We start from the raw sequence: 1,553 nt of genomic DNA, 5'->3' as shown, positions 1-1,553 counted from the left end.
GCCGAGCACCGTGGCACCGCCGGCGGCCGCCGACGCCGCACCGGCTCCCCCGGTCTCCACCGCGCCGTCCGCCGTGGCGTCGGTGGGCTCGGACGGGGGGTCCCCCCCCCCCCGCCCCGGGCCCCCCACCACTCACGAGACGGAGCCCGCTGCCATGGCCACCGCCCGACTCCGCCCGCTCCTCGCCGCGGGCCTGCTCGCCCTGGCCGTCACCGCCTGCTCCGGCGGGTCGCCCGGCACCCCGGCGGCCACCGGCGGGACCGCCGGTGCGGTGCGCATCACCATCAAGGACTTCAGATTCAGCCCCGACACCGCCACCGTGCACCCGGGGGAGACGGTCACCGTCGTCAACGAGGACACCACCGCGCACACCCTGACCGCGCAGGACAAGTCCTTCGATACCGGGACTCTTGAGCCCGGCAGGTCCGCAACCGTCACCGCACCGGCCGAGCCGGGCCGTTACCCGTACCTGTGCACCATCCACCCGTTCATGGCCGGCACCCTGACCGTCGGCTGAGTCGCGCCGCGACCGTTGCCCGGCAGGCCCGCTGACGGGCCCTCAGCCGTGCCCGGGCACGGGCGGGACGGACGGCAGGGCCAGCATCGCCGCGGCGCAGTCGGCGGCCACCTCGTGCCAGTGACGGGCCCCGTGGAGCATGGCGTGGCCGCCGCGGGCCATCGGGACCTGCCGGACGTCGGCCCCGGCTGCGGCCGCCCGACGGGCGAAGGCCCAGGTCTGCTCGGCCGAGGTGACGCGGTCGGCCCGGTCGTGGAGGAAGACGGCGGCCTTGCCGCGCAGCTGGGCGACCGGCTCGCCCGGCGGACACCAGGGTGCCAGGGCCACGACGCCGCGCACACTGTCGTGTCCGGCGGCGGCCAGGGCTGCGCGCCCGCCCATCGAGTGCCCGATCAGGACCACGGGCACGCCGGGGACGAGGACCGACAACTCCCGCAGCGCCTCGGCCGCGTCGCGCACCGGGTGGGCCCGGTGGCCGTTCCACCCCCGGTACCGGTAGCGGACCGTGGCGAGCAGCACCCGGTCGCCCCACGGCCGCCGCCGAACCGCCGTGCCGAAGGGGCGCATCCGCAGCGCGGGCAGGCTGAGCCGGGGGACCGGGCGGAGGCTGTCCGCCCGGCCGCCGTGCAGGAGCAGCACGGCGGCGGCGGGCTGCTCGGGGAGTTGCCGCACCCGGAGCGGCCCGGTTCGCGAGCGGGACGGGACCGGCCCGGCCGCCGTCCGCCACGCGGCCGCATCCACCGCCATCGAGCCTCCCTCACCCTGCCCCGGTACCCGGGGCCGTCCGTTCCGCCTCACTGCGCCCTTCGGAGCGCACCCGGCAGCGGATTGCTCCGCACGGGGTTCGGTGGGAACGAGGGGTACGACGCCGGGACGGGGGACGGCGAGCCCGCACCGTGCCGGCTGCCGCGGTCCCGGACGGCGGTGGCGGTCGTGTGGTCGGCCGGGGGCGGCTGGATCGGCCGCCGGTTCCGCGGCCCTGCCGCGGCCGTCGGGGGCACCCCGGCCCGGGGTGCGGGGTCACGGTGTGTCGAGG

The 1,553-nt window shown here is 78.4% G+C and carries 2 protein-coding genes; one reads left to right on the top strand and one right to left on the bottom strand.

Features of this window, described 5'->3' with window-relative positions:
• The first annotated feature begins 154 nt into the window (after positions 1-154).
• Entirely contained in the window at positions 155-517 is a 363-nt protein-coding gene (locus ACFW1A_RS40415; protein WP_380418718.1) for a cupredoxin domain-containing protein, read from the top strand.
• Positions 518-559: 42 nt separating this feature from the next.
• Here the strand turns inward: ACFW1A_RS40415 and ACFW1A_RS40410 are convergent, their stop codons facing one another.
• Complete coding sequence (locus ACFW1A_RS40410; protein WP_380418715.1) at positions 560-1,264, bottom strand: alpha/beta fold hydrolase; 705 nt, start codon at positions 1,262-1,264, stop codon at positions 560-562.
• Positions 1,265-1,553 lie beyond the last annotated feature (289 nt).

It is taken from the genome of Kitasatospora sp. NPDC058965 (assembly GCF_042741245.1).
In the GTDB taxonomy this organism is placed as follows: Bacteria; Actinomycetota; Actinomycetes; order Streptomycetales; family Streptomycetaceae; genus Kitasatospora.
This window is presented reverse-complemented; position numbering and strand designations above follow the sequence as displayed.